Origin of the sequence: Enterobacter sp. V89_11, assembly GCF_029967775.1 — a bacterium.
Classification (GTDB): Bacteria; Pseudomonadota; Gammaproteobacteria; order Enterobacterales; family Enterobacteriaceae; genus Enterobacter; species Enterobacter ludwigii.
Genome location: NZ_JASCAN010000016.1, coordinates 75,892 through 98,701 on the forward strand (window position 1 = coordinate 75,892; position 22,810 = coordinate 98,701).

Consider the following 22,810-nt stretch of genomic DNA (forward strand, 5'->3'; position numbering starts at 1 on the left):
AATGTGTTTTACACAAATTGACACTTTGGATGCCGCCAGTTCATTATTTCGCTACAGCGATAAATGATTGTAGTTGGGCTTCATTTTGCAGGCGCTGCTGCAGAGACGCTGCCTGCGATTTGCTGGCAAACGGCCCCATCTGAATACGCCATACTGCGCCGTTTTGCGCAACGCGTCCCGGAACACCAAACTGCTGGCTCAGACGCTGTTGATACTGCTGCGCACGGGCCTGATCGCTTACCGCCCCAACCTGAACCACAAAGCCGCCGCTGGCCGCAGCCGGAGCCGCAACCGGTGTGTTTTGCGCCGTCGCCGGAGCCGTTACGGGCGCAGGCTCTGTGGCAGGAGCGGCAACAGGAGCCAGTGCTGGCGTAGGTTCGCTGCCTTCCAGCACGCCGGTGGCTAACGTGGTCGGCGCGCCAAGGAAGCCGCTACTCTTTACCGGCGCACCCGTCGTGTCTTCGCTCTGCAGCGTATCATTGCTGATTGGGCGCACTTCTCCTGCTGGCTGAGAAGGCTCTGCCGGAGAAGAGACGCTTCCCATGCCGCCGTCCAGGTTCGGGCGGTCGGGAAGGGCGTAAGTCTGTTTCGCCACCGTCGTACACGCGGTACCTGGCCCGGAGAGGGTGCCATCCTGCGCCACGATAATCGGGTCAATACGGACTTTGGTATTGTTCGAGGTGTTCAGGCGGTCTGCAGCCGCGCGTGACAGGGAGATCACCCGGTCGTTACCGTAGGGACCACGATCGTTAATGCGTACCACGATCATACGACCATTCGCCAGGTTGGTGATACGGGCGTAGCTCGGGACAGGCAGGGTCGGGTGAGCCGCCGTCAGTTGCATCGGATCGAACGCTTCGCCAGTCGCCGTCAGGTTGCTGCCTGGCTCGGCATCATAAATGGCGGCAAAGCCAGCCTGGCTAAAGCGGGAGGGATCCTGAACAATTTTGTAGCTTTTGCCATCGCGCTCGTAATCCTGATTCGCGCTGGCATTGAGCGGTTCATAAACGGGATCGGCACCGCTGATTTCAACGATCGGGCCATTACAAACCGCAGGCTGCGGCGGCGCGACGGTTGCCTGTTGCTGACCATCATCACTTGTGCAGGCCGCAAGTAAACTTGCCGCAATGCAGATCCCCAGCCACTGCTTACGCATTCCGATCCCCTTATTTTTATACGCTTTTTGACAACATTTTTCTGTGGGTATGGATCGACATCACGATACCAAACCCGGCCATCAACACGATCAGTGCCGAGCCTCCGTAGCTCACCAGCGGGAGCGGGACGCCAACAACCGGCAGAATACCACTCACCATACCAATATTTACGAAGACATAAACGAATAAAATCAGCATCAACCCGCCTGCCATCACGCGGCCAAAGGTGGTTTGCGCACGCGCGGCGATCCACAGCCCTCGCATGATCAACAGCACATACAGCGCCAGCAGAATCAGGATGCCAACCAGGCCCAGCTCTTCCGCCAGAACCGCAAAGATAAAGTCGGTGTGGCGTTCCGGTAAGAACTCCAGCTGGGACTGGGTGCCGTGCAGCCAGCCTTTACCGCGCAGGCCGCCGGAACCGATCGCAATCTTGGACTGAATAATATGATAGCCCGCACCCAGCGGATCGGTTTCCGGATCGAGCAGCATCATGACGCGTTGTCGCTGGTAATCATGCATCAGAAAGAACCAGAGAATCGGGATGAACGCTGCCACCAGCACGACTGCAATGCCAATCAGACGCCAGCTTAAACCCGACAGAAACAGGACAAACAGGCCGGAGAGGGCGATAAGAATCGAGGTACCGAGGTCAGGCTGCGCCGCAACCAGCAGCGTCGGCAGGAAAATCAGCACCAGCGCAATGGCGGTATTTTTCAGCGAAGGCGGGCAGACGTCACGGTTAATAAAACGCGCCACCATCAAGGGAACCGCTATTTTGGCTATTTCAGAGGGCTGGAAGCGGACAACGCCCAGATCCAGCCAGCGCTGCGCGCCTTTAGAGATAGCCCCAAAGGCATCTACCGCAACCAGCAGCACAATACAGAATATGTACAGATACGGTGCCCAGCCTTCATAGACCCGTGGCGGGATCTGCGCCATGACCACCATAATGACCAGACCCATCGCGATCTGGCCGATTTTTCGCTCCATCATGCCGATGTCCTGGCCGCTGGCGCTCCAGATAACCAGGGCGCTGTAAACCAGCAGAGCCAGCAGGATCAGCAGCATGGCTGGGTCGATATGGATTTTATCCCACAGCGATTTCTTATTTGGATTATCCGTCATGATTATTGGTCCTCCGCCGCAGCGGCGGCCGGGTTTTCAGCCGGCAGTTCGGTGTTGTTATCACCCAGCATAATGTGGTCGAGGATCTGGCGCATGATGGTCCCCACGGCCGGACCTGCGCCGCCGTTTTCCAGAATCATCGCCACCGCAACCTGCGGGTTATCATAAGGGGCAAAGGCCGTCATCAGCTTATGGTCACGCAGACGTTCAGCAATGCGGTGCGCGTTATAGGTTTCATTGGCTTTCAGACCGAAGACCTGCGCAGTACCGGATTTGGCGGCCACTTTATACGGTGTGCCGGCGAAATACTTATGTGCGGTCCCGTTCGGGCGGTTCGCCACGCCGTACATACCGTCTTTGGCAATTTCCCAGTAACCGGAATGAATGTCACCCACCGGGGCTTCATGCGGCTGGATCCACGGCACTTTTTTGCCGTCTTCAACCGTACTTTGCAGCAGGTGCGGAACTTTCACTACGCCATCGTTGATGAGGATCATCATCGCTTTGTTCATCTGAATCGGGGTCGCCGTCCAGTAGCCCTGACCGATACCCACCGGAATGGTATCACCCTGATACCACGGCTTCTTAAAGCGCTTCAGCTTCCACTCACGGGTTGGCATGTTACCGGAACGTTCTTCTGAAAGGTCAACGCCGGTGTAATGTCCGTAACCGAATTTGCTCATCCACTCTGACAGGCGGTCAATGCCCATGTCATACGCAACCTGGTAGAAGAAGGTATCCGCAGACTCTTCCAGCGATTTGGTAACGTTGAGGTGACCATGGCCCCATTTTTTCCAGTCGCGATAGCGTTTTTCAGAGCCTGGTAATTGCCACCAGCCCGGGTCAAACAGACTGGTATTGCGGTTGATGACGCCCGCGCTCAGCGCAGAGACCGCCACGTACGGTTTTACCGTTGACGCTGGCGGGTAAACTCCTTGTGTGGCGCGGTTCACCAGCGGCGTATTCGGGTCATTGAGCAGACCGGAATAGTCTTTGCTGGAGATACCATCGACAAAGAGGTTCGGGTCGTAGCTTGGCATGGACACCATCGCCAGAATGCCGCCGGAACGCGGATCGGTGACGACAACGGCAGCACGACTGCCTGCCAGTAAGGTTTCAATATACTGCTGCAGCTTGAGGTCGAGCGTCAGGTAGACGTCATGCCCCGCCTGCGGTGGCACTTCTTTGAGCTGGCGAATGACGCGGCCACGGTTGTTAACTTCAACCTCTTCATAGCCGGTCTGCCCGTGCAGGACATCTTCGTAGTAGCGTTCGATCCCCAGCTTACCGATATCGTGCGTCGCCGCGTAGTTCGCCAGTTTGCCGTCTTTATCGAGGCGTTCAACGTCTTTATCGTTGATCTTGGAAACGTAACCAATGACATGCGTCAGCGCGGAACCGTAAGGGTAGTAGCGACGCTTGTAACCTTTCACTTCCACGCCGGGAAAACGATACTGGTTCACGGCAAAGCGGGCCACCTGGACTTCCGTCAGGTTCGTTTTAACCGGGATTGAGGTGAAACGGTGGGAGCGGGCACGCTCTTTTTTGAACGCGGCGATATCATCGTCGGTCAGATCGACAACGCCTTTTAGCGCTTCAAGCGTATCCTGCACATTATCGACTTTTTCCGGCATCATTTCGATTTGATAAATGGTGCGGTTTAACGCCAGCGGAGTGCCGTTACGGTCGTAGATAATGCCGCGGCTGGGCGCGATGGGCACCAGCTTGATACGGTTTTCGTTTGAACGCGTCTGATAATCGGTAAAGCGGACAATTTGCAGATTATAGAGGTTGGCGATCAGCACGCCGGTAAGCAGCAAAATCCCCGTAAAGGCGACCAGCGCCCGGCGCACAAACAGCGCGGACTCAGCCGTATAGTCGCGAAAAGAATTCTGTAGTTTCATCCGCTGCTTAATCTACCCTGGTCAGTCACTACTCGCGGTGATATGGGTGGTTGGTAGTAATGCTCCACGCGCGATACAGGCTTTCTGCCACCAGTACCCGAACGAGCGGGTGGGGAAGCGTCAGCGCGGAGAGAGACCAACTTTGTTCTGCCGCCGCTTTGCAGGCAGGAGATAACCCTTCAGGCCCGCCAATCAACAGACTGACGTCACGACCATCCTGCTTCCAGCGCTCCAGTTCGTGCGCCAGCTGCGGCGTATCCCAGGGTTTACCTGGAATATCGAGGGTGACGATGCGGTTTTTGCCTGCGGCAGCCAGCATCAGCTCTCCCTCTTTATCGAGAATACGTTTGATATCGGCGTTCTTGCCGCGTTTCCCGGCGGGAATTTCCACCAGTTCGAACGGCATGTCTTTTGGAAAACGACGCAGATATTCAGTAAAACCGGTTTGTACCCAGTCCGGCATTTTGGTGCCGACGGCGACCAGTTGCAACTTCACGCATTAACCCCAGAGTTTTTCCAGCTCATACAGGCGACGGCTCTCTTCCTGCATGACATGGACAATCACATCGCCGAGATCGACAACCACCCAGTCAGCGGTCGCTTCACCTTCAACGCCAAGCGGTAACAGGCCTGCTGCACGCGATTCCTGAACAACGTGGTCGGCAATCGAAACAACATGACGCGTTGAAGTACCGGTGCAGATAATCATGCAGTCGGTGATGCTGGATTTACCCTTAACGTCGATAGCGATGATGTCCTGACCTTTCAGGTCATCAATTTTGTCGATAACAAAATCCTGGAGTGCTTTACCCTGCAAGTTTTCCCCCTGGGGTGAATGAGATTGTATAACTATGAATTCGTGGCCAGACAGTATACCTGAACTGACGCCAGTGTCGGGACAAATGTCTCCGGCCGGGCTTTTGAAGGCGGGTATCATCCCACCCTCCGCCTGAGATTGCATCGCCATTTTTGTAAAACAATTTCTGTAAAGCAATGATCGGCGGGAAAGTCTGGCAGCGGAGGATAACAGTATGGCTTAACCTGTCAAGGCAGGATAATCATTACGCCGCTTTTTCATGCGCCCCCGCTATGCGTCTGCGCTTTTCTGATACAACCCATGCGCGTGAATGTAGTCCAGCACAGCTGATGGCAGCAGATCGTCACAGGCTAATCCTTGCTGCAGACGCTCGCGAATGAGGGTCGCAGAAATATCGAACCACGGCGTCTCTGCCAGATAAATCTTCCCGGCAGGCTGGTTGTGCAAGTCTTCAATATTGTCTGTGAGATGCGCCTCAAGCCACTGCTGATACTGCTCTTCTCGCATGGTCAGCGGATAGCCCGGACGGCGACAGACAAGCAGGTGGCTGTTTTCCAGAATCGTTTCATACTGGTGCCAGGTGGGAAAATTGAGCAGGGAGTCCTGACCAATAATAAAGGCCAGCGGCGTGTCCGGCCCTTGCTCGGCTCGCCACTCCTGCAGCGTTTGCGACGTCCAGGACGGTGTGTTGCGGCGCAATTCTCGCTCATCAAGGCTAAAAAGCGGTTTATCCGCGATGGCCAGAGCGAGCATCTCTTTTCTCTGCTCGCTGCTCGCCTCAGGTTGCGGACGGTGTGGCGGCACATTATTGGGCATGATGATTACGCGCTGAAGGCCGATCAGATTCGCCAGAATTTCAACCGGCTTCAGATGTCCGTAATGGACCGGGTCGAAGGTACCACCGTACAGGGCCTGTAAAGAATGCATACTATCCATCGATAAATACGTCTGCCAGCGCCTTATGGCAGAGCAGCAGAGAGAGACTTTCCAGCTCCGCCCAGACCGACTGACCATAATCTTGTTTCAACGTAAGCTCAGCGCGCATCAGAAGCTGCACGGCCTGACGCAGCTGTTCATGACTCAGGCGGTTGATGGCCTCGGTGGTCATCGCCCGACGGTTTTGCCACACCCGATGTTTATCAAACAGCGAACGTAATGGCGTATGTGCAGACTGACGCTTGAGCGTAATCAGCAGTAATAATTCACGCTGAAGGGTGCGCAGCAAAATAACCGGTTCGCTACCTTCCAGACGCAGCTGTTGCAATATATGCAGGGCGCGTTTGCTTTTCGCTGCCAGCAGCGCATCCACCCAGTGGAAGGGCGTAAAGTGCGCGGCATCGTTAACGGCCTGCTCCACGCGTGGCAGTGTCAGCTTACCGTCTGGCCAGAGCAGGGAGAGCCTGTCCAGCGCCTGCGCCAGTGCCAGCAGGTTACCTTCATAGCAGTAGCAGAGAAGCTGGTTTGCGGCGTCGTCCAGCTGAAGATTGTTTTGCTTCGCTCTTGTCGCGACCCATTTTGGCAGATGGGCTTGCTCAGGCGTCTGACAGGCCACCATAACCGCATTGGCCGCGAGCTGGGTAAACCAGGCCGCGTTTTCCTGCGCTTTGGTGAGCTTGTTGCCGCGCACAATAAACAGCAGATCGCTGTGCAGCAGACCGACCAGCGTTGCCAGCTGTTCATTGATGGCCGCGTTAGGGCCATTCTCCGGCAGCAGGATCTGGATGGTCTGGCGCGATGCGAAGAGGCTCATCGCCTGGCAAAGCGAGAAGAGGGCATTCCAGTCGGTGTTGTTATCCAGTTGGACAGTGTGGTGTTCATCAAAGCCCTGCGCGGCCGCCGCCTGTCGGACGGCATCCAGGCTTTCCTGAAGTAATAGCGGATCGTTTCCGAGAAGCAGATACGCCGCGCGCAGCCCTTCATTGAGCTGCGCGCGGAGTTGTTCAGGATACAGCCTGATCATCAGTTACCCATGGAGGCAGAAACAGGAGGCGTGATGGCATCCGGTTTTTCGATGATGTCAGAACCCTGTTTCGTTGACGCGGCAACGCCCGGCAGCTTACGGATCAGCTGCTCTGCGGCCTTATCGTACATTTCGTTAATGATAATCTGCTGCTCGGCGTCTTTTGCCAGAGCCGTCTGCGGGTTATCGAAGAACGAACGGTACACTTTCGTGCTGATTGGGTAGATGTCTTTACCCAGGATCAGAACGGCGGCATTAACCGACAGGACCATCTGATACTCTGCGGTACGGCCGTCCTGGAAAATGGACGCCGTGTCTTTGGCTAAGGTTGAGCCCAGAACGCGCAGGGATGGAACATCCTGACGTAACGTCCCTTTCTCAATCAACTCAACATCATTAAGACGCAGCTGGTTTCGAATTGCCCGGCTGAGTGGACCATTCGGATCCGATGAGTCGAAAATCATCGTTTTCATTTCAGCAGGCACTGCCGTGGTATTGCGCAGATGCCAGCCACAACCAGCGGTGACAAGCACCGCCAGAGATAAGAGTATTGTTGCCAGTTGTCGCACGTTTCCTCCCGCGCTTAGCCAACGACCAGATTCAGCAATTTACCCGGTACGTAGATCACTTTACGTACGGTAACGCCCTCAAGATATTTCGCAACCAGATGTTCCTGGCCTGCGCGTTCGCGAACCTGTTCTTCGGTAGCATCGACCGCCACGGTAATTTTACCGCGAACTTTGCCGTTAACCTGGACCACAACCAGCGTGGTGTTTTCCACCATCGCGGATTCGTCAGCCACTGGCCACGGTGCGTTGTCGATATCACCTTCGCCTTTCAGCTCCTGCCAGAGGGTGAAGCTGACGTGCGGGGTGAACGGGTTCAACATGCGAACGACGGCCAGCAGCGCTTCACGCATTAAGGCACGATCCTGCTCGCCGTCCTGCGGGGCTTTTGCCAGCTTGTTCATCAGTTCCATAATAGCCGCAATTGCGGTATTGAAGGTCTGACGACGACCAATATCATCGGTCACTTTTGCAATCGTTTTATGAACATCACGACGCAGCGCCTGCTGATCTTCAGTCAGTGCCGCGACGTTCACTGCCGGAGCATCACCCTGAGAGGTGTGCTCGTAAACCAGTTTCCAGACACGCTTCAGGAAGCGGTTAGCCCCTTCAACGCCCGATTCCTGCCATTCCAGGGTCATGTCAGCCGGAGAGGCAAACATCATAAACAGACGCACGGTATCTGCGCCGTAACGCTCAACCATCACCTGAGGGTCGATGCCGTTGTTTTTAGACTTCGACATCTTGCTCATGCCGGTATAAACCAGTTCATGACCTTCGGCGTCTTTCGCCTTCACGATACGGCCTTTCTCGTCGCGCTCAACGATCGCGTCAACCGGAGACACCCAGTTACGCTCGCCGTTCGCCCCGACGTAGTAGAAGGCATCGGCCAGCACCATTCCCTGACACAGCAGCTGTTTTGCTGGTTCGTCAGAGTTGACCATGCCTGCGTCGCGCATCAGCTTGTGGAAGAAGCGGAAGTAGAGCAGGTGCATGATGGCGTGTTCAATACCACCGATGTAGATGTCCACAGGCAGCCAGTAGTTTGCTGCATCGGAATCCAGCATGCCTTCCTGATACTGCGGGCAGGTGTAACGCGCGTAGTACCATGACGATTCCATAAAGGTATCAAAGGTGTCAGTTTCACGCAGCGCTGGCTGGCCGTTAACGGTCGTTTTTGCCCACTCAGGATCGGCTTTGATTGGGCTGGTGATACCGTCCATGATCACATCTTCCGGCAGGATCACCGGGAGTTGATCTTCTGGCGTTGGCATCACGGTACCATCTTCCAGCGTCACCATTGGGATAGGTGCTCCCCAGTAGCGCTGGCGAGAGACACCCCAGTCGCGCAGGCGGTAGTTGACTTTACGCTCACCGACGCCCAGCGACGCTAACTTGTCGGCAATCGCGTTGAAGCCATCTTCAAAGCTCAGACCGCTGAATTCACCCGAGTTGAACAGGGTGCCTTTTTCGGTCAGGGCTTGTGCGGAGAGGTCTGGCTCAGAACCGTCAGCCGCGAGGATGACAGGCTTGATGGTCAGGCCATATTTGGTGGCAAATTCGAAGTCACGCTGATCGTGGCCTGGAACGGCCATGACGGCGCCCGTACCGTACTCCATCAGCACGAAGTTGGCTGCCCACACAGGGATTGCTTCGCCCGTCAGGGGATGGATAGCCTTAAAGCCGGTATCAACGCCTTTCTTCTCCATCGTCGCCATGTCGGCTTCGGCCACTTTGGTGTTGCGGCACTCGTCGATGAAGGCCGCCAGCTCCGGGTTGTTTTCCGCGGCTTTCTGCGCCAGCGGGTGACCAGCGGCCACGGCCAGATAGGTCGCACCCATGAAGGTGTCCGGACGGGTAGTGTAGACGGTCAGGGTCCGATCGTCGTTCTCAACATTGAAGGTGATCTCCACGCCTTCTGAACGGCCGATCCAGTTACGCTGCATAGTCTTGACGGTATCAGGCCAGTGATCCAGATTATCCAGATCGTTCAGCAGCTCGTCAGCGTAGGCGGTGATTTTGATAAACCACTGTGGGATCTCTTTACGCTCAACTTTGGTATCACAACGCCAGCAGCAGCCGTCGATAACCTGCTCGTTCGCCAGTACGGTCTGGTCGTTCGGGCACCAGTTAACGGCAGAGGTCTTCTTGTACACCAGGCCTTTTTTGTACAGCTCGGTGAAGAATTTCTGCTCCCAGCGGTAGTATTCCGGGGTGCAGGTCGCCAGCTCGCGGCTCCAGTCATAGCCAAAGCCCAGCATTTTGAGCTGGTTTTTCATGTACGCGATGTTGTCGTACGTCCACGGGGCAGGTGCCGTGTTGTTTTTGACCGCCGCGCCTTCTGCAGGCAGACCAAACGCATCCCAGCCGATTGGCTGCAGGACGTTTTTGCCGAGCATACGCTGGTAGCGGGCAATCACATCACCAATGGTGTAGTTACGCACGTGGCCCATGTGTAGTCGACCAGAAGGATAGGGAAGCATCGACAGGCAGTAATACTTCTCTTTGCTCTCGTCTTCGGTTACTTCAAAGGTGCGCTTCTCGTCCCAGTGTTGCTGGACTTTTGATTCTATCTCTTCCGGGCGGTATTGCTCTTGCATGGCAGCCAGTGGTCCTGTTTTCAATACAGCTACAAATGTAGCCAATGGATGTGGTAATTCAGATCCGCATAGCATAGCCCAAACGCCCGCGCCAAAACAGCCTTTCGCACAAATGCGCGCGTGAGGAATTTGTCGGGTCTGTGGTTCACCTGGCAAAGCGGTGGCGAAATAAGGTCTATTATTAGAGTCAGTTACTTACCCGGGAGGCAAAATGATGAACAAGGTTGCTCAATTTTACCGAGAACTGGTGACAACACTGACGGAACGGCTGCGTAACGGCGAGCGTGATATCGATGCGCTGGTGGAACAGGCGCGGGCCCGCGTGACGCAAACGGGTGAGTTAACGCGAACCGAAGTGGAAGAGGTGACGCGCGCCGTACGCCGCGACCTGGAAGAGTTTGCGCGAAGCTACGAAGAGAGTCAGAACGAGGTTACCGACAGCGTTTTTATGCGGGTAATTAAAGAAAGCCTGTGGCAGGAGCTGGCGGATATCACCGATAAAACGCAGCTGGAGTGGCGTGAAGTCTTTCAGGACCTCAACCACCACGGGGTCTATCACAGCGGAGAAGTGGTCGGGCTGGGGAATCTGGTGTGCGAGAAATGCCATCACCACATTGCGGTCTATACGCCGGATGTGTTGCCGCTGTGTCCAAAGTGTGGACACGATCAGTTCCAGCGTCGGCCGTTTGAGCCTTAAGTAAAAGCCGCCCTCTGCCTTCAGGTCAGAGGGAGGGCATCAGGCCACAGAGCAGTCTACAATGCCCGGTAGCCATCGCTTACCGGGTCTGACTGTAATAGTTGAGTCTTTCCGCCAGCAAATCCACGAACGCTTCCCGGTCGATATCCACCATCAGCGTGGTGTTGGGTTGATTGCCCGTCAGCGAATAGTAGTCCACCACCGTCATACCCTGAGTGTATTTCCCCTGGGTTTCCACGCCTACCCACCGTTCTACCGTGGTAAACATCTCCGGTTTGAGCAGCCAGGCAATGGTGCACGGATCGTGCAGCGGCGCGCCGTGAAAACCCCATTTCTCGGCTTTGTGATACGCCATAAAGAAGTCCAGCAATTCTGCGACGGTTGTCGCCACCGGGTTGCCAATGGCACGAAAGCGCGCAATGTCGTGCGCCATTATTTGTGCGCGATGGGTAACGTCCAGGCCGGCCATGACAATCGGCAGGCCAGACTGGAAGACAATCTCTGCGGCTTCCGGATCGACAAAAATGTTGAATTCCGCCGCTGGCGTCCAGTTCCCGAGTCCCATTGCGCCGCCCATGATCACGATTCGGGCGATTTTACTGTGCAATTCCGGATGGCTGTTCAGCAGCAGCGCAACGTTGGTTTGCGGGCCGGTGGCCACCAGCGTGACCGGTTCCGCGCTTTCACGCAGCACTTTCGCCATCAGCTCTACGGCGGTGCAGGGTTGCGCTTCAAACCCCGGTTCGGGCAGTGCCGGGCCATCCAGCCCACTTTCACCGTGCACGTTGTCGGCAATGATCAGATCGCGCATAAGCGGTTTGACGGCACCACCGGCGACCGGAATATCGGTGCGTTTGAGCAACGTCAGCATACGCAGGACGTTACGCAGCGTTTTCTCCGGGGTCTGGTTTCCGGCAGAGGACGTAACGGCTTTGACGTCCAGTTCAGGGGAGGCAAGTGCAAGGACGAGGGCGATCGCGTCATCATGACCCGGGTCGCAATCGAGAAGGATAGGTTGTGCCATAGCGTGCTCCATACGTAGCATTATTTTGTGACAAGGTTAACGCTGCAATGTGACGCCGACGAGAAGAAGAGAGCTAAAGCGTGAAGCAGTGCGCAATCCGCAGATTGCGCACCGGGGAGATTAGTGCAGGATTTTGGCGAGGAAGTCTTTTGCTCGCTCGGATTTAGGATTGGCGAAGAACTCTTCTTTCGGCGAGTCTTCAACAATCTTCCCTTCGTCCATGAAGATCACGCGGTTCGCCACTTTGCGGGCAAAGCCCATTTCGTGGGTCACCACCATCATCGTCATCCCTTCGTGCGCCAGCTCAACCATTACGTCCAGCACTTCGTTGATCATCTCGGGATCGAGAGCAGAAGTCGGTTCATCAAACAGCATGGCGACCGGATCCATACACAGGGCGCGGGCAATAGCCACACGCTGCTGCTGACCGCCAGAGAGCTGCGCCGGAAATTTATCAGCATGCGCAGAGAGCCCCACGCGTTCCAGCAGTTTCAGACCTTTATCGCGCGCGAGCTTTTTATCGCGTTTCAGCACTTTTACCTGCGCCAGCGTCAGGTTCTCGATAATGGAGAGGTGCGGAAACAGCTCAAAGTGCTGGAACACCATGCCGACGTGGGAACGCAGCTGAGCAAGGTTGGTTTTCCTGTCATTGACTTTGGTGCCGTTGACGAGGATCTCTCCTTGCTGCACCGGCTCCAGGCCGTTAACGGTTTTGATCAGCGTGGATTTACCGGAGCCGGATGGCCCACATACCACCACCACGTCACCTTTTTTCACTTCGGTTGAGCAGTCGGTCAGCACCTGAAAGTGCCCATACCATTTAGAAACATTTTTCAGGGAAATCATTATACAGTCCTTTTCTTCAGCCAGCTGACCAACAGCGACGCGCTTAAACTAATCACAAAATAGACGCCACCCGCGAAGAGCACCATTTCGACCTGCGTACCGTCACGTTCACCGATGGTAGACGCGGTACGGAAGAAGTCTGCCAGGCTCAATACGTAGACCAGAGAGGTATCCTGGAACAGTACGATGCCCTGGGTCAGCAGGAGGGGAACCATGGCGCGAAACGCCTGCGGCAGAATAATGAGCTGCATGGATTGCCAGTGCGTCATCCCCAGCGCCAGCGCGGCGCTGGACTGCCCACGGGAAATACTCTGAATACCCGCTCGGATAATCTCTGAATAGTAGGCAGCCTCAAACATTGAGAACGCGACCATCGCGGAGATCAGGCGGATATCGGTTTTCGGCGACAGCCCCAGCACGTTTTGCAGAAAGCCGGGAACAATCAGGTAAAACCACAGCAGTACCATCACCAGGGGGATGGAGCGGAAAACGTTAACATAGGCCGTGGCAAACCAGGCGAACGGTTTAAAGGCCGACAGGCGCATGACCGCCAGCAGGGTGCCCCAGACGATACCCACCACAATAGCAATCACGGTGATTTTTAAGGTGATCAGCAGGCCATCCAGCAGGTAAGGCATGGATGGAACGATAGAACTCCAGTCAAATTCGTACATTATTTGCCCCCCAGATTGCCCGGCAGGCGGATTTTGCGTTCAACCAGGTTCATCACCAGCATGATGAAAGTGTTAATCAGAACATAGGCGAGTGTGATCGCCGTGAAGGATTCCCACGCGTGGGCGGAATAATCCAGCAGCTTGCCTGCCTGTGCGGCCATATCCACCAGACCAATGGTCGAGGCGATGGCCGAGTTTTTCACCAGGTTCATCATCTCAGACGTCATTGGTGGAACAATGACGCGGTAAGCGTTAGGCAGCAGTACGTAGCGGTAAGTTTGTGGCAGCGTCAGGCCCATCGCCAGCCCAGCATTTTTTTGTCCGCGCGGCAGTGACTGAATGGCGGCACGCACCTGCTCGCAAACGCGCGCGGCGGTGAAGAGCCCCAGACAGAGCATGGAGGAGACAAAGAACTGCACGTTCGGATCCAGTTCCGACTTAAACCACATACCAATATTTTCCGGCAGCAGTTCCGGGACGACCAGATACCAGGTGAAAAATTGCACAATCAGCGGAACGTTACGGAACAGTTCCACATACAGGGTGCCGAGAGATGAGAGAAAACGGTTAGGTACGGTGCGCAAAATACCGAACAGTGAACCGACAAGAAACGCGATAATCCACGCCGTGATCGATAAGGCGACGGTAACCTGAAAACCGCTCCACAGCCAGCCAAGATAGGTGGTGTTGCCGAACGGGGCTTGTTGCAGGAATATGCCCCAGTTCCAGTCTATTGACATAATAAACTCCAGAAAAAAAAGGGTAGCAGCGCTACCCTCGAAGATTGGTGAGAAGCTCATTTTTCGCGCTGAGTGGGGAACGACCACTCAACGTATAGTCTGTCCATGCTTCCCGACAATCGAGAGGGCAGGAGATCCCGCCCCTGTTGTTCTAATTAGTTAAGAGCCTTGTCGTTTGGTGATTTGAACAGCGCTTTCATGTCGTCAGACAGTTCGAAGTTCATGTTAAGATTTTTGGGTGGAATCGGGTTCTTGAACCATTTATCGAACCATTTTTCCGCTTCACCGGAGGTCTGAACCTGAGCGATGGTGTCATCGATCAGCTTCTTGAACTGCGGATCGTCTTTACGCAGCATACAGCCGTACGCTTCTTTAGATTGCGCCGTGCCGACGATATCCCAGTTGTCTGGTTTCTTCGCTTTTGCACGTTCGCCTGCCAGCAGGGCATCATCCATCATAAACGCCACAGCACGGCCACTTTCCAGGGTACGGAAAGAGTCGCCATGATCTTTCGCGCTGATGATGCGCATATCCATTTTCTTCTCGTCGTTCAGCTTGTGCAGCAGCACTTCGGAAGTGGTACCGGAGGTAACAACGACGGCTTTGCCTTTCAGGTCCGCAAAGTCTTTGATCTCGCCGCCTTTCTTGGTCAGCAGGCGGGTGCCCACGACGAAGATGGTGTCAGAGAAGGCAGCCTGTTTCTGACGCTCAAGGTTGTTGGTGGTGGAACCGCACTCAAAATCGAATGTGCCGTTTTGCAGCAGTGGAATACGGTTTTGTGAAGTGATTGGAATCAGCTTCACCTGCAGGTCAGGTTTGTTCAGCTTTTTCTTCACAGCTTCAACGATAGCGTTGGAGTAATCCTGTGAATAGCCCACGACTTTTTGCGTGTTGTCGTAGTAAGAGAACGGGACAGAAGATTCACGGTGGCCGACCACGATCACGCCGTTTTTGGCAATCTTGTCGAGAGTGCTCCCGGCAGCCGGAGCATCTTCAGCGTGAACGACGCTTGCCGACATCCCCATAACCAGCATTGCTGTGGCCAGTTTACGTAATTGCATACCCAACTCCTTTCTTATCAGCGCCAGTGACGCATTGATACCCATTGTGATGTTGTTATATCTCGCGCTATGCGAGTGCAGTGTTATGCAAGCTTGTTAACATTTAGTCTGGCTTAATGTAAAGATTTTGCTGCGTTATTGTTTATTTTTGCGAAGCGCGCCGCACCAATCAGAGGCAAATATCTCTCGTTGCACCGTTTCGGTGCTACCGGTGATCTACGCTGGTGCGACGAAGTTGCACGTTAAGCCAAACTGCGTTTACGTGGGGAAATAAAGCAAGAGACGTGCCAGAAATGCCCTCTCCCAACGGGAGAGGGGAAGGGAGGGGAAATTATCGACGACGCTGACGCAAGCTCATCAGCACCGCGCCAAATCCGAACAGCGCGGTCAGGATCCACAGCGGCCAGTTGCCGGTGCGGGCATAAGGCGTCAGGCCCGTCGCAGGCGTGACGTTGGTCGTCAGCACTTCACGGGTGAACTGCGGGATCATGGCCTGGATTTCGCCCTGCGGGCCAATCACGGCGGTAATGCCATTGTTGGTGCTACGCAGCAGCGGGCGCGCCAGCTCCAGGGAGCGCATCCGCGCCATCTGGAAGTGCTGCCACGGGCCAATCGACTTACCAAACCAGGCATCGTTGGAGATAGTCAGCAGGAAGTCAGTGTCCGGACGGAAGTTATCGCGCACCTGCTCGCCGAGGATAATTTCGTAGCAGATGGCCGCCGTCAGGGCAAAATCATGCGCATGCAGCTGGGGCTGAACGTACGGGCCACGGCTGAATGAGGACATTGGCAGGTCAAAAAACGGTGCTAACGGGCGCAGAATGGACTCCAGCGGTACAAATTCGCCAAACGGTACCAGGTGATTCTTGTTATACCGGTCAGTGGAGTTGTAGCTGTATTCGCTGTCTTTACCCAGCGTAATGATGGTGTTGTAGGTGTCGTAGCGGTTCTGCTGATTCAGACGCGCATCGACAATCCCGGTAACCAGCGTACTGCCGCGAGCGAGCAGTAGATCGTTCATCATGTTCAGGAACGGCTGCTGGTTAATTTCCAGATCCGGAATCGCCGACTCTGGCCAGATGATCAGCTGCGATTTACCCATGACCGCCTCGGTGGCGTTAGCGTAGATCTTCAGCGTGTTCAGCAGCTCTTTCTCGTCCCATTTCATTGACTGAGGGATATTCCCCTGCACCATTGAAACCTGTGTAGTGCGCTCTGGCACCAGGCTGTACCACTGGATATAACGCAGTGGGAAAGGCAGGGCAAACAACACCAGCGCCACGACCAGCGTCTTCCAGCTACGTGTGACCAGCGCCAGGACCAGCAGTCCGCTCACCACCATCAACAGGAAGTTAATCGCTTCAACGCCCATTACCGGAGCAAGCCCCTTTAGCGGGCCATCAATCTGACTGTAACCGAACTGCAGCCACGGGAAGCCGGTCAGTACCCAGCCGCGAAGGAACTCGGTAATTTGCCAGACAACCGGCGCAGCAATGGCAACGCGCAGCCAGGTGGTTTTTGGCCACAGGCGAGAAAGGATACCCGCGAACAGACCGGTATAGAGCGAGAGATAAGCGGCCAGCAGCACCACGAGGAAGACGTTAACGGGTCCTGGCATACCGCCAAACTGGGCGATGCTGACATAGACCCAGTTGATGCCGGAGCCAAACAACCCCAGTCCCCAGAAGTAGCCAATCGCTGCCGCCTGGACGGGACGACGATTCAGGGTTAAACCCTGAAGTCCCATCAGGGAGAGAATGGCTGCAGGCCAGATATCGTAAGGAGAAAAAGCCAGCGTTCCGCTGGCTCCGAGTAACAGCGCCAGCAACAAACGTACGCGCTGGCGTTCAAGTAATGGGGCAAATGCCATTTACATTAATCTTCCAGTTTTGGCACCGGTGAGTCGTCCGGCGTTCTGACATGAACCTGTATAATACGTCGGCTGTCGGCCATTGCCACTTTGAACTGGTAACCGTCGATGTCAACGGTCTCGCCGCGTGCCGGAAGGTGGCCAAAGGCCTGCATCACCAGCCCGCCAATAGTATCGACCTCTTCATCGCTGAAATGGGTACTAAAGGCGTCGTTAAAGTCCTCAATTGAGGCCAGCGCGCGAACGGTCCAGGTGTGACGGCTAAGCTGACGGAAGTCGATATCCTCTTCTTCGTCATACTCATCTTCGATTTCGCCCACGATCAGCTCAAGGATATCTTCGATCGTGACGAGACCGGAAACGCCACCAAATTCATCAATAACAATCGCCATGTGGTAGCGCTGAGAGCGAAACTCTTTCAGCATCCGATCCACACGTTTACTTTCCGGCACAACCACGGCCTGGCGTAACACTTTTTCCATGCTGAAGGCTTCGGCATCGCTGCGCATAAACGGCAGCAGATCTTTCGCCATCAAAATCCCTTCAATGTGATCTTTGTCTTCGCTGATGACCGGGAAACGCGAGTGTGCGGATTCGATGATCACATCGAGGCACTCGTCCAGAGGCTGGTTACGTTTCAGGGTGATCATCTGCGAGCGGGGGATCATGATGTCGCGAACGCGCTGGTCGGCGATGTCCATTACCCCTTCGAGCATTTCGCGCGTATCTTCATCGATAAGGTCGTTTTGCCCGGAATCACGAATCAGCTCCAGCAGTTCGTCACGGTTTTTAGGTTCGCCGTGGAAAAGCTGGTTCAGAATGAGGGAGAAAAATCCCTTTTTGGTGTTTGTCGTGTCGCTACTGTGTGAATTGTCGTCGCTCATGGCGTTTGTTAAGGGTTCTCTTGTTAGTTCAACGTTTACCGCCGCGCTATTTCCCTACGCGGCGGCATGTTAGTCAGTCGGTCGACTGACTATTCTTTCTCGGCAATGTACGGATCCTCATAGCCCAGAGCAAGCATTATCTCTGTCTCGAGGGACTCCATCTCTTCCGCTTCGTCATCTTCAATATGGTCGTAGCCGAGCAGATGCAGGCTACCGTGTACCACCATATGCGCCCAGTGGGCTTCCAGCGGTTTTTGCTGCTCTTTAGCTTCCTGTTCCACGACCTGGCGGCAGATGATCAGATCGCCCAGCAGCGGCATCTCAATTCCCGGCGGGGCTTCGAAGGGGAAAGAGAGCACGTTGGTCGGCTTATCTTTCCCGCGGTAGGTCAGGTTAAGCTCATGGCTTTCGGCTTCATCCACCAGACGAATCGTGACTTCTGATTCTTCCTGAAACGGGGGGATAACCGCATCCAGCCATGTCTGAAACTGCGCCTCTTCTGGCAAGCCGGAATTATCGTCACATGCCAGTTGTAAATCGAGGATCACCTGACTCATTTTTGTTCTTGCTCCTGCGCTTCGCGCTTACGTTCTGCGGCCAGTTCGGCCTTACGCTTCTGATCTGCTTCTTCCCATGTTTCATAAGCGTTAACGATGCGCGCCACAACCGGGTGACGGACCACGTCTTCGCTGTGGAAGAAGTTAAAGCTGATTTCGTCGACGTCGGCCAGCACTTCAATGGCATGGCGCAGACCCGATTTGGTGCTGCGCGGCAGGTCAATCTGCGTGACGTCACCGGTAATGACCGCTTTTGAGTTAAAGCCGATACGTGTCAGGAACATTTTCATCTGTTCGATGGTGGTGTTCTGGCTTTCATCAAGAATAATGAAAGCATCATTCAGCGTACGGCCGCGCATATAGGCGAGCGGGGCAACTTCAATCACGTTACGCTCAATCAGCTTCTCCACTTTCTCAAAGCCGAGCATCTCGAACAGTGCGTCGTATAACGGACGAAGGTAAGGGTCAACCTTCTGGCTCAGATCGCCTGGCAGGAAGCCCAGTTTTTCACCCGCTTCCACCGCCGGACGGGTCAGCAGGATGCGACGAATCTCCTGGCGTTCGAGCGCATCAACCGCCGCGGCAACGGCCAGATAGGTTTTACCCGTACCCGCCGGGCCCACACCGAAGGTGATGTCATGGTCGAGAATGTTGGCGATGTACTGCGCCTGGTTTGGCGTACGCGGCTTAATAACGCCACGTTTGGTCTTAATATTGATGGCCTTGCCATAGTCCGGCACACTTTCTGCGCTTTGCTCAAGCACGCGCGCCTCTTTGATCGCGAGGTGGATCTGTTCTGGCTCGATATCCTGTATTTCACCGCGCATTGGGGCGGTATCCACATACAGGCTACGCAGAATATCCGCAGCGGCGTTGACGCAGAGAGGGCGTCCTGTGAGTTTGAAATGATTATCGCGACGATTGATTTCGATACCCAGACGTCGCTCCAGTTGTTTGATGTTGTCATCAAACGGCCCGCACAGGCTCAGCAGGCGAGCGTTGTCTGCTGGCTCAAGGCTAATTTCACGCGTATCTATGTTCAAACTGTTCCTCTTTGATTGTTTAACTGACCCGGTGCCACCTGGCGTAATAAAACGGTCATTACCGAAATTATTCACGCCATAGAATAAAGGCGCAAGCGTTGCGGAAGATATTGGGGGCGATGAGAGGAAATACAAGGCCTGCCGAACCGGCAGGCCGGATGGCGTTATGGCTGGTAAATACCGACGCCAGCGTCGCTTTCTTTGCGGGTGCGGGACATGACGGATTCCGGCGACTGTGCGATGCGCAGACCCATTTCGTCTTCGGTACGGACCACTTTCGCGCGCAGGGAGTTGGTCAGTACGTCGACAATCTCCACGTCCACAAATTTACCGACCATGTCTGGCGTGCCTTCAAAGTTCACGACGCGGTTATTTTCGGTGCGTCCTGACAGCTCCATAATGCTCTTACGGGAAGTGCCTTCCACCAGAATACGCTGGACGGTGCCGACCATACGACGGCTCCAGGCGTTGGCCTGCTGGTTGATACGCTCCTGCAGAATATACAGACGCTGCTTTTTCTCTTCTTCCGGCACATCGTCGACCATATCGGCCGCAGGAGTACCTGGACGCGCTGAGAAGATAAAGCTGTAGCTGACGTCAAAATTCACTTCGCCAATAAGCTTCATCGTGCGCTCAAAGTCATCCGTGGTTTCGCCCGGGAAGCCAACGATAAAGTCGGAGCTAATCTGGATGTCAGGACGGGCTTCACGCAGCTTGCGGATGATGGATTTGTACTCCAGTACCGTATGTGGACGTCCCATCAGGTTCAGCACGCGGTCGGAACCGCACTGAATCGGCAGATGCAGGAAGCTCACCAGCTCTGGCGTATCGCGATACACATCAATGATGTCATCGGTAAATTCCATTGGGTGGCTGGTGGTGAAGCGAAGGCGGTCGATGCCGTCGATCGCGGCCACCAGGCGCAGCAGTTCTGCAAAGCTGCCGGTGGTACCGTCGTAGTTCTCGCCGCGCCAGGCGTTGACGTTCTGGCCCAGCAGGTGAATTTCACGCACACCCTGTGCCGCCAGTTGCGCCACTTCAAACAGAATGTCGTCGGTCGGACGGCTCACTTCTTCGCCGCGGGTATACGGTACGACGCAATAGGTGCAGTACTTGTTACAGCCTTCCATAATGGAGACGTAGGCTGTTGGACCATCCGCGCGTGGTTCTGGCAGACGGTCAAATTTTTCGATTTCCGGGAAGCTTACGTCAACCACCGGGCGGCGATTCTCGCGAACGGCGTTGATCATCTCCGGCAGGCGGTGCAGCGTCTGCGGGCCAAAAATAATATCAACATAGTGAGCACGCTGGCGGATCAGTTTGCCTTCCTGCGAGGCCACACAGCCACCCACGCCAATGATCACATCGGGTCTTTTGCGTTTGATAAGCTTCCAGCGGCCCAGTTGATGGAACACCTTCTCCTGCGCCTTCTCACGGATCGAACAGGTATTGAGCAGCAACACGTCCGCTTCGTTCGCGTTGTCAGTCAGTTGATACCCGTGCGTGGCATCCAGCAGATCGGCCATCTTGGATGAATCGTATTCGTTCATCTGACAGCCCCAGGTTTTTATATGGAGTTTTTTTGTCATCGACTTGCTCATGCTCAGGAATGCAGGGCGCGTATTGTAATGCTTTGCTGCGGTTGTGACCAGTATGAAGGTTGTCAACCTCAAGACCGAAAAAATCCGGTAAACTTAAGGTATATACCATTAAGGATAATTGACCATGACTCTCCAACAAACCGAAATTGCCGTTGTCGGCGGCGGTATGGTCGGCGGCGCACTCGCGCTGGGGCTGGCGCAGCAGGGATTTGAGGTGACGGTTATTGAGCAGGCTGCCCCTGTTGCGTTTGACCCGATGGCAAAGCCGGATGTGCGAATTTCAGCTATCAGCGCCGCCTCTGTCGATCTGCTGCGCGGGCTGGGCGTCTGGGATGCCGTGCTCGGGATGCGCGCGCACCCCTACAGCCGTCTCGAAACCTGGGAGTGGGAGAATGCGCATGTCGCGTTTGATGCCGCTGAACTGAAGCTGCCCCGTCTGGGCTATATGGTGGAAAACACGGTCCTCCAGCTGGCGCTCTGGCAGGCCCTGGAGGCGCATCCGAAAGTGGCGCTGCGCGTCCCGGCGTCACTTAACGCACTGCATCCCCACGAAGGCGGGTATTTGCTTGAGCTGGATAAGGGTGATGAGCTGGCCGCGAGGCTGGTTGTCGGAGCGGATGGTGCCAACTCACAGGTCAGGCAAATGGCGGGAATTGGCATTCATGCCTGGCAGTACCAGCAGGCGTGCATGCTGATCACCGTGCAGTGTGAGAATGACCCGGGTGAGAGCACCTGGCAGCACTTTACCCCGAATGGCCCGCATGCCTTTTTACCGTTGTTTGATCGCTGGGCGTCGCTGGTGTGGTATGACAAACCGGCGCGCATTCGTCAGTTGCAGGGGCTTTCAATGGAGCAGTTGCAGCGAGAGATCCATCAGCACTTCCCACGCCGTCTGGGCAACGTCATGCCGGTTGCCGCCGGGGCGTTTCCGCTTACCCGTCGCCATGCATTGCAGTATGCCCGTGCAGGGCTGGCGCTGGTGGGGGATGCGGCACACACCATTCACCCGCTGGCGGGGCAGGGCGTGAACCTGGGATACCGTGACGTTGAGGCTTTACTGGATGTGCTGGGCAATGCGCGCGCTCACGCGGAGGCCTGGGCCAGCCATCCGGTACTGAAACGTTACCAGACGCGGCGTATGGCGGATAACTTTATCATGCAGTCGGGGATGGATCTGTTTTACGCCGGGTTCAGTAACGATCTTGGTCCGGTGCGCATTCTGCGTAACATTGGGTTGATGGCGGCGGAGCGTGCCGGTGGGCTGAAACGTCAGGCACTGAAGTACGCGTTAGGCCTTTAATCTGAGTGCCTTCTCCTGCGGGAGAGGGCTTTCGGATGCGGTACATAATCCAACAAAAACAAAAAAGCCCGCAGAGCGGGCTTTTTTGTTACTAAGTGGCTGGGGTGCAGGGATTCGAACCCCGGAATGCTGGTATCAGAAACCAGAGCCTTACCGCTTGGCGACACCCCAATTGCGTTAAACAATGTGCTTAACGACTTTTTAAATTGGCTGGGGTACGAGGATTCGAACCTCGGAATGCCGGAATCAGAATCCGGTGCCTTACCGCTTGGCGATACCCCAACAATTTTTTCTCGTCTACCGAATCATTCGACAGATGACTAATTTGGTGGCTACGACGGGATTCGAACCTGTGACCCCATCATTATGAGTGATGTGCTC

General features: G+C 55.2%; 21 protein-coding genes and 2 tRNA genes. 2 read left to right on the forward strand and 21 right to left on the reverse strand.

Going from position 1 to position 22,810, the window contains the following annotated elements; genetic code table 11:
- Positions 1-43 precede the first annotated feature (43 nt).
- The 9 genes from rlpA to leuS all read right to left on the reverse strand — a co-directional run bounded on the left by rlpA (position 44) and on the right by leuS (position 10,132).
- A complete protein-coding gene (gene rlpA, locus QLG09_RS13935) occupies positions 44-1,156 on the reverse strand; it encodes an endolytic peptidoglycan transglycosylase RlpA (protein WP_282488991.1) in 1,113 nt (370 codons plus the stop codon).
- 16 nt (positions 1,157-1,172) lie between these two features.
- Positions 1,173-2,285 (reverse strand): peptidoglycan glycosyltransferase MrdB, encoded by a 1,113-nt coding sequence (gene mrdB, locus QLG09_RS13940; protein ID WP_014169118.1) that lies wholly within the window; start codon positions 2,283-2,285, stop codon positions 1,173-1,175.
- 2 nt (positions 2,286-2,287) lie between these two features.
- Complete coding sequence (gene mrdA, locus QLG09_RS13945; RefSeq protein WP_014169119.1) at positions 2,288-4,189, reverse strand: peptidoglycan DD-transpeptidase MrdA; 1,902 nt, start codon at positions 4,187-4,189, stop codon at positions 2,288-2,290.
- Positions 4,190-4,217: 28 nt separating this feature from the next.
- The gene (gene rlmH, locus QLG09_RS13950; protein ID WP_003858701.1) at positions 4,218-4,685 is read right to left on the reverse strand and encodes a 23S rRNA (pseudouridine(1915)-N(3))-methyltransferase RlmH; all 468 of its coding nucleotides are present in this window, start codon (positions 4,683-4,685) and stop codon (positions 4,218-4,220) included.
- A 3-nt stretch (positions 4,686-4,688) separates the two neighbouring features.
- Entirely contained in the window at positions 4,689-5,006 is a 318-nt protein-coding gene (gene rsfS / locus QLG09_RS13955) for a ribosome silencing factor (protein WP_003858696.1), read from the reverse strand.
- A 270-nt stretch (positions 5,007-5,276) separates the two neighbouring features.
- The gene (gene nadD, locus QLG09_RS13960; protein WP_049023577.1) at positions 5,277-5,942 is read right to left on the reverse strand and encodes a nicotinate-nucleotide adenylyltransferase; all 666 of its coding nucleotides are present in this window, start codon (positions 5,940-5,942) and stop codon (positions 5,277-5,279) included.
- The gene (holA, locus tag QLG09_RS13965; protein WP_049023575.1) at positions 5,935-6,966 is read right to left on the reverse strand and encodes a DNA polymerase III subunit delta; all 1,032 of its coding nucleotides are present in this window, start codon (positions 6,964-6,966) and stop codon (positions 5,935-5,937) included. The genes nadD and holA overlap by 8 nt, the downstream gene beginning before the upstream one ends.
- Complete coding sequence (gene lptE / locus QLG09_RS13970) at positions 6,966-7,535, reverse strand: LPS assembly lipoprotein LptE (protein WP_282488993.1); 570 nt, start codon at positions 7,533-7,535, stop codon at positions 6,966-6,968. Before lptE ends, holA begins: the two co-directional genes overlap by 1 nt.
- Before the next feature lie 14 nt (positions 7,536-7,549).
- Positions 7,550-10,132 carry a leucine--tRNA ligase gene (gene leuS, locus QLG09_RS13975; protein WP_049023572.1) on the reverse strand — a complete coding sequence of 861 codons (2,583 nt, stop codon included), beginning with the start codon at positions 10,130-10,132 and terminating at the stop codon, positions 7,550-7,552.
- Positions 10,133-10,346: 214 nt separating this feature from the next.
- Between leuS and QLG09_RS13980 the strand changes: the two genes are divergently transcribed.
- Positions 10,347-10,829, forward strand: coding sequence for a zinc ribbon-containing protein (locus QLG09_RS13980; RefSeq protein ID WP_025204671.1), 483 nt, complete (start codon positions 10,347-10,349; stop codon positions 10,827-10,829).
- Positions 10,830-10,908: 79 nt separating this feature from the next.
- Here the strand turns inward: QLG09_RS13980 and rihA are convergent, their stop codons facing one another.
- The 10 genes from rihA to miaB form a co-directional block, all read right to left on the reverse strand.
- Positions 10,909-11,853, reverse strand: coding sequence for a pyrimidine-specific ribonucleoside hydrolase RihA (gene rihA / locus QLG09_RS13985; RefSeq protein ID WP_049023571.1), 945 nt, complete (start codon positions 11,851-11,853; stop codon positions 10,909-10,911).
- Positions 11,854-11,973: 120 nt separating this feature from the next.
- Complete coding sequence (locus QLG09_RS13990; RefSeq protein WP_014169127.1) at positions 11,974-12,699, reverse strand: amino acid ABC transporter ATP-binding protein; 726 nt, start codon at positions 12,697-12,699, stop codon at positions 11,974-11,976.
- Complete coding sequence (gene gltK / locus QLG09_RS13995; RefSeq protein WP_014169128.1) at positions 12,699-13,373, reverse strand: glutamate/aspartate ABC transporter permease GltK; 675 nt, start codon at positions 13,371-13,373, stop codon at positions 12,699-12,701. The genes QLG09_RS13990 and gltK overlap by 1 nt, the downstream gene beginning before the upstream one ends.
- Positions 13,373-14,113, reverse strand: a complete 741-nt coding sequence (locus QLG09_RS14000; RefSeq protein WP_020884992.1) for an amino acid ABC transporter permease — start codon at positions 14,111-14,113, stop codon at positions 13,373-13,375. Before QLG09_RS14000 ends, gltK begins: the two co-directional genes overlap by 1 nt.
- A gap of 155 nt (positions 14,114-14,268) precedes the next feature.
- Positions 14,269-15,174: an amino acid ABC transporter substrate-binding protein gene (locus QLG09_RS14005; protein ID WP_020884991.1), complete on the reverse strand. Its 906-nt coding sequence runs from the start codon at positions 15,172-15,174 to the stop codon at positions 14,269-14,271.
- 331 nt (positions 15,175-15,505) lie between these two features.
- Positions 15,506-17,044: an apolipoprotein N-acyltransferase gene (gene lnt / locus QLG09_RS14010; protein ID WP_049023570.1), complete on the reverse strand. Its 1,539-nt coding sequence runs from the start codon at positions 17,042-17,044 to the stop codon at positions 15,506-15,508.
- A 5-nt stretch (positions 17,045-17,049) separates the two neighbouring features.
- Complete coding sequence (gene corC / locus QLG09_RS14015; protein ID WP_020884989.1) at positions 17,050-17,928, reverse strand: CNNM family magnesium/cobalt transport protein CorC; 879 nt, start codon at positions 17,926-17,928, stop codon at positions 17,050-17,052.
- Between the two features lie 89 nt (positions 17,929-18,017).
- The gene (ybeY, locus tag QLG09_RS14020) at positions 18,018-18,485 is read right to left on the reverse strand and encodes an rRNA maturation RNase YbeY (RefSeq protein ID WP_040016936.1); all 468 of its coding nucleotides are present in this window, start codon (positions 18,483-18,485) and stop codon (positions 18,018-18,020) included.
- The gene (locus QLG09_RS14025; protein ID WP_049023569.1) at positions 18,482-19,528 is read right to left on the reverse strand and encodes a PhoH family protein; all 1,047 of its coding nucleotides are present in this window, start codon (positions 19,526-19,528) and stop codon (positions 18,482-18,484) included. Before QLG09_RS14025 ends, ybeY begins: the two co-directional genes overlap by 4 nt.
- A gap of 164 nt (positions 19,529-19,692) precedes the next feature.
- A complete protein-coding gene (gene miaB / locus QLG09_RS14030) occupies positions 19,693-21,117 on the reverse strand; it encodes a tRNA (N6-isopentenyl adenosine(37)-C2)-methylthiotransferase MiaB (RefSeq protein WP_020884986.1) in 1,425 nt (474 codons plus the stop codon).
- A gap of 136 nt (positions 21,118-21,253) precedes the next feature.
- On the opposite strand from miaB, the gene ubiF reads away from it, so the two are divergent.
- Positions 21,254-22,429, forward strand: coding sequence for a 3-demethoxyubiquinol 3-hydroxylase (ubiF, locus tag QLG09_RS14035; protein ID WP_047357105.1), 1,176 nt, complete (start codon positions 21,254-21,256; stop codon positions 22,427-22,429).
- Positions 22,430-22,525: 96 nt separating this feature from the next.
- On the opposite strand, the gene QLG09_RS14040 is transcribed toward ubiF, so the two are convergent.
- Together QLG09_RS14040 and QLG09_RS14045 are read right to left on the reverse strand one after the other, a co-directional pair.
- Positions 22,526-22,600: transfer RNA gene (locus QLG09_RS14040), tRNA-Gln, on the reverse strand.
- A gap of 36 nt (positions 22,601-22,636) precedes the next feature.
- Positions 22,637-22,711: transfer RNA gene (locus tag QLG09_RS14045), tRNA-Gln, on the reverse strand.
- Between the last annotated feature and the right edge of the window lie 99 nt (positions 22,712-22,810).